This window comes from Chamaesiphon polymorphus CCALA 037 (assembly GCF_003003845.1).
Taxonomy (GTDB): domain Bacteria; phylum Cyanobacteriota; class Cyanobacteriia; order Cyanobacteriales; family Chamaesiphonaceae; genus Chamaesiphon; species Chamaesiphon polymorphus.
This window is the reverse complement of record NZ_PVWO01000387.1, coordinates 1-5633: the sequence shown is the minus strand read 5'-3', so window position 1 is coordinate 5633 and position 5633 is coordinate 1. Positions and strand designations below refer to the sequence as shown.

Below are 5633 nucleotides of genomic sequence, written 5' to 3'. Positions count from 1 at the left end.
GTAAATATTCGATCGAATTAGGGCAGATGAATACCAGTCTAGACCGACTACTAACTAGTTATGACTATGAATTACCAACTGAATCGATCGCGCAGACGCCAGTAGTGCCGAGAGATCGATCGCGGTTATTGGTAGTCGAAACTGGAGCTGGGTATCAGCATCGCCACTTTCACGAGATTGGCGATTTTTTGACGGCTGGAGATTTGCTCGTATTTAATAATACACGGGTCATTCCCGCGCGAGTTTATGGTGTCAAAACCACGGGCGCGCCTGTCGAAATTTTGCTCTTATCCGAGCGAGAGCATAATTGCTGGCTGGCACTAGTTAAACCCGGACGCAAACTCAAGATCGGTACCAAAATTGTTTTTCCCGCACGTCATCCAGAGAGTAAAATTCCCCAGATTACCGCCGAGATTATGGCTAGAGATGAAGACACTGGCGGGAGATTATTAAAATTTGACATCCCCGATGGGGTACCTTTACTATCGATTCTCGCTGACTTTGGGGAATTACCGTTACCGCCCTATATTACTGCTAGTACATCTACTGACGAACAGTACCAAACCGTCTATGCCAAGATACCTGGCGCAGTTGCCGCACCGACAGCCGGATTGCATTTTACGCCCGAATTACTCGATCGATTGACACAACAAGGAATCGAGCGTGCGGAGGTGACGCTACATGTCGGTGTCGGCACTTTTCGCCCAGTCGAAGCTGAGGATATTACCACTCATCAGATGCATCATGAATGGCTAGAAATCTCTAGCGAGACAGTCGATCGAATTAACGCTGTCAAGGCTGCTGGCGGCAAGATTTATGCTGTCGGGACTACTGCGGTGCGCGTCCTCGAAACAGCGGCTCAGACGGGCAAATTGCAGCCTTACAGAGGCGATACCAATATCTTTATTTACCCAGGTTATCAATGGCAAGTCGTCGATGGCTTGATTACCAATTTTCACTTGCCAGGATCGAGTTTGATGATGCTCGTCAGTGCCGCGATCGGCAGAGAAAGACTGCTAGATTTATACCAGATCGCCATCGGCGATGGCTATCGATTCTACTCCTTCGGCGACGCCATGTTAATTCGCCCTTTTCGATCTAACGAGAATTCAGGGAGGTAAGGGGATCTGAAAGATAAAACCTCTAAAAACTGAAAATATGCAACCAGTTCGGGGTGTCACAGTGTGGTTTACAGGTTTGAGCGGTGCGGGCAAAACGACGCTCGCCCAAGCTGTTGCGGGCAGATTAAAAATTGCCAATCTTAAAGTAGAAATTCTTGATGGCGATGTGATGCGCCAACACTTATGTAAAGGGTTGGGTTTTAGCGACGAAGATCGGATCGAAAATATTCGCCGGATTGGTTTTGTCGCCAATTTATTGAGTAGAAATGGGATTATCGTATTAGTAGCGGCGATCGCGCCTTACCGTCATATTCGGGCAGAATTAAAGCAAAATATCGACAATTTTATCGAAGTTTATGTTAACGCACCCCCAGAGATCTGCGAACGGCGAGATGTGAAAGGATTGTATGCAAAAGCTAGAGCTGGACTGATTCCCAATTTTACGGGAATTGATGCAGTTTACGAAATTCCTTTAGCTCCCGATCTCGAATGTCAAACCGATCGCCAAACCATTGCCCAGAGCGCGGCTGAGGTGTTACAAAAACTAGTCGCATTGGGCTATATTCCCGCTACTTGCCATCTCGATGATATTTGTCCTAACGCCTAACACCTAACTCCTAACGCCTAACGCCTAACACCTAACGCCTAACACCTAACGCCTACCGCCTAAACCCCTGACATAATTCGATCGCGTGCATTTGCAGAGTAGAGATGGTTTCGCCACCGCGCTTGAGATTGAATTCTAAATCGAGTAATTTGGGCAGACTGGCGGCAAGTCGATCGGCGGTGGGAGATTGGAGGTCTTGTTTTATGAAAAATATGCGGTTGGGGCAAAGATCCTGCTCCTCGACGAGCCCTTCGCCAGCCTCGACCAGCATTTTAACCCACAACCAGGTGCGAAATTGACCGACGAGGGTAGCAACTATTTTCAGTGCGGGTTCGTTGCGATCGATCAGTTCGGTAATAAGCTGTAATGCGGTTCCGGTATCGCCTTGACGAATGGCAGCGGCGAGTTGGAGACTGTTTTGGGTATTGGCAATTACCAGACTGGCGACCATTTTTCGATCGATCTGTTGTCCCTCTCCACCCGCTAAGAGTTGTAATTTATCGAGTTCTAAATATAATTGTCGGGTATTATTACCGACAGATTCGGCGAGGAGTTGTACCGCATCTGGAGTTAATTTTAGCCCCAATTCTTTGGCAACAATCTGTACTCGCTGGCTGAGTTCTTCGGTTTTCCAGGGTGGAATCAAGCTGAATTCTTGGACGTTGGCATATTTCTGAATTGTTTTCGTCGATTTAAGCCTACCATCTGGTTTATTCTTGCTAGTCAACAGCAAAATCGTCGTCGCTGGCACTTGAGGTAACGTCCGTTCTAGTTCGGCTAATAGTTGCTCCGAACATTGCTGCATCAGCGTCGTATCGGCCAACCAGACGACCCGTTTGCCAGTGCCGAAGGGGGGAGTCATGGCAGCATCGAGAGCGACGATCGCGGCATCCTCGCGTTCTGGTGGAATCTTCTCGTAGTTAAAACTCATCCAAGCCGGATCGAGTGCCGATTGTTGGATTGCATTTACAGCTTTGGCGATCGCAAATTCATCGTCGCCCCAATATAAAATAACGGACATTTGGAGTTGGGAGTTGGGAGTTGGGAGTTGGGAGTTGGGAGTTGGGAGTTTGAATTGCGGACTGCGGATTTAATATTAGTATTAACGATAGTTATTCACTATTCACTATTCACTATTCACTATTCACTATCCACTATCCACTAAATATAATCATCATCAAAGGCTTGTGCCGAGGAAGAGTAATCGATCGAGAGTAGACGATTGGGAATGCCGTTGCAGCCGCCGGGGATAGTTTTGCGCGATGCTTCGCCGCACCAGGCGCAACAGTAATAACGTTGTTCTTCAGACATCCGGCGCACGTTGGTAAAATCGACATCTTCAACAACTGCACCGCTAAATTCGCCTGTAATATAATTGGGAGTTCGATCGATCGCGCGAGGAGTAGCCGATTCGAGATCGCCATAAAAAAAGCGCGTACCAAAAATATCGGCATTAGTTAATTTAGCTTGATACAAAATTGCTCTGGCTAAATTAGCTTTAAATAAAACGCATCCACTTAAATTAGTCCTAATTAAATTGGCATCACTGAGATCCGTCCAGGGTAAATCGGTTTTTGATAGATCTGTACCTGCTAAAATTACCCCCAAATTAATGACGCGGACGCCAGCAATTCGATCTTCATCATAGCGTCCATCGCCATTGAGTACCACTCGCCCCAACCGGAGATCGCGTTCGAGTGGCGTTAGCAATTTGGATCGAGAGAGAAAGCGGAGGACTCGTGCTTTGCCTTCAGCATTGACACTACCTAATAATGCCGCAGTTCGACCCACTGCAAAAGCTCTTTCTTGCGGCCAGTCTTCCAAAAAGCCATCATCGTCGAGCACCAAATCGCAAATTCCTTGAAAGTAATTATCGATCGTTTGTTGTTGAGTAATAATATTTTGTTGGCGGTTGAGTCGATTTTGTTCGATCGTTAAATCGCGAGATACTATATATTGTCGCCACGATACAAATGCGGCTATAGTCGCAATGAGCGTCTGTCCGAGCGCGCCACCCCACAATCCCAACGCACCCACCGCGCTCCAATCCGTCCCCGCCGAAAGATTGCCAATATATGTAAAAAAGCCCCCAAATTTGAGGAGATTGATGATGACAACTAACATGGTAATTGTCGTCACTATTTGCAATTGCAGTCTTGACGAGAGAGTTCTCGGAATTTTAGGGCGAATCCCACGATAAATAATCGGTAGTGACAATCCAAATGAGATCGCGCAACCTGCGACTGTCAAACCAGTATTCTTAAATAAGATGCCACACCCGATCGCGATGACTCCCAGCAAATTGAACCAAATCATCGTTAGTTAGGAAATAGGGAATTGGGGATAGGGAATGGGGATTGGAGGGGGAGTTTATTCATGACGCGATCGAGAGACAAGACAACGACTGTAAGTCGTAGCTAGTGGTACAAAGTCCGTCTACGCAGACTGGGATTTAATCGACTGCATCTAGTATTTCTAATACTGATTTAGGTAATAGTTTATCCTTAAACCAAATCACCTCGCAAGGTAGATCTCTAGCATTCAATCCAGCTTTCTCTAGATTCAACCGTTCCGAGATCGCTAAAATCAAATTAGTGCAGCCAGATTTGCGAACTTGGGCGAATTTCTTTTGTAAATATTCTGGTCGCCAATAACCGACGATCTCTAAAATATAACTGCGTCCGTCGGGATGTACCAATCGAAAATCGGGAATCATGACACTCCCAGGAATTGGCAATAATTCGACTTCTCGCTCTAGTACCCACTCGGTTTTGAGCTTGTCCCAGCGATCGGCAAAACCAGCTTCTAACATACTATCGTATGATTTGCCAGGTGGATAGTGTGTTTCTAATCCACATTTATCGGTGAGGCTATAGCGTCCGACTTTGAGATTTCCGGTGTAGAAATCTTTAGTTTGTAAAGTTGCACTCAGGCTCCACTTAGTAACGTGGAGAATTGCTGGAATTAACTTAGCGATCGCGAGTCCATAGCGAGTACTAGCTTTGAATAAACTCGTGGGGCCATCGACTTTAATGGTAAAACCATGGTCGGCATCACCTTCGATATATGTCATCAATTGAAATAATTTCAAATACCGAAATAACAGTTTATATTGTCCGGGAACGTTGCGATGGGCGTTAATTGTCAGCTCGCTGGCACGATAAAATACGCCTTGAACTTGCGATAGATTGTAACGGTGAATTAGAGCTACCGGATCTGGTGCGGTAAACTCTGTCAAAATCCGATTTTCGGGCAAATCGGCGTACAATCCTTGAGTAATTTGGGCGGGAATAATTTCGCGGCTCAACTCTTGAGAAAGATTGCTGGCAAGTGTGGCTAATGTGGCCTTACTATGCTCTACACTAGGGCTGGAAGTCGCCGAGAGTGCATAGACTCGTTCGCGCAGTTCTGAGGGCTGGAGCGGGCTGACAACCTCAAATTGACTGAAGGTTTGACTCTTGAGCAAATGGGCAAATCCCCGCTTGACGCGAAAGTCGGGGCTATCGCCTTCTAGCTCCAACAGCATCTCATCGAGTTGCCCCTGCGTCCCGCCTGTAACAGACGTAAAACAGTCGATAATCTCGATCGCCATCTGAATATGATGCGCGTCGATGTCAATCCGTTTGGGCACGATCGATTCGCCGTTGTATCGGTAGATTAGTAGGTCGCCAGGGAGCATTTGTTGCTATTTTCGATTGGTAGTGCTTAGGAATATGGTCAACGAGCGATACTTGTGCTAGTGAGGTTTTCTGGTGCAAATAGAACCCGGATCTGGGGGAGGCTTCCCCCAGACCCCCCGTTGAGGGGCAGGACGCCGCCCCTCAAACTCCCCTGCGTATGTAGGTTGTTTGTGCTAGTGTAATCTGGGTCGGTTTGACTGAGTAGCTACGGGGTAGGGTTTGGTT

Annotated in this window: 5 protein-coding genes; 2 read left to right on the top strand and 3 right to left on the bottom strand. The window is 46.9% G+C overall.

Annotated elements, in window-relative coordinates:
• Positions 1 to 26 precede the first annotated feature (26 nt).
• Both queA and cysC read left to right on the top strand, forming a co-directional pair.
• The gene (queA, locus tag C7B77_RS22500) at positions 27 to 1121 is read left to right on the top strand and encodes a tRNA preQ1(34) S-adenosylmethionine ribosyltransferase-isomerase QueA (RefSeq protein ID WP_106310156.1); all 1095 of its coding nucleotides are present in this window, start codon (positions 27 to 29) and stop codon (positions 1119 to 1121) included.
• Between the two features lie 37 nt (positions 1122 to 1158).
• Positions 1159 to 1728 (top strand): adenylyl-sulfate kinase, encoded by a 570-nt coding sequence (gene cysC / locus C7B77_RS22495; RefSeq protein ID WP_106310153.1) that lies wholly within the window; start codon positions 1159 to 1161, stop codon positions 1726 to 1728.
• A 52-nt stretch (positions 1729 to 1780) separates the two neighbouring features.
• Here cysC and holA read toward each other — a convergent pair whose 3' ends face one another.
• From holA to C7B77_RS22480, 3 genes are all read right to left on the bottom strand, one after another.
• Positions 1781 to 2749 (bottom strand): DNA polymerase III subunit delta, encoded by a 969-nt coding sequence (gene holA, locus C7B77_RS22490; protein ID WP_106310150.1) that lies wholly within the window; start codon positions 2747 to 2749, stop codon positions 1781 to 1783.
• 140 nt (positions 2750 to 2889) lie between these two features.
• Complete coding sequence (locus tag C7B77_RS22485) at positions 2890 to 4044, bottom strand: pentapeptide repeat-containing protein (RefSeq protein WP_106310147.1); 1155 nt, start codon at positions 4042 to 4044, stop codon at positions 2890 to 2892.
• A gap of 136 nt (positions 4045 to 4180) precedes the next feature.
• Positions 4181 to 5407 (bottom strand): DUF790 family protein, encoded by a 1227-nt coding sequence (locus C7B77_RS22480; protein ID WP_106310144.1) that lies wholly within the window; start codon positions 5405 to 5407, stop codon positions 4181 to 4183.
• Positions 5408 to 5633 lie beyond the last annotated feature (226 nt).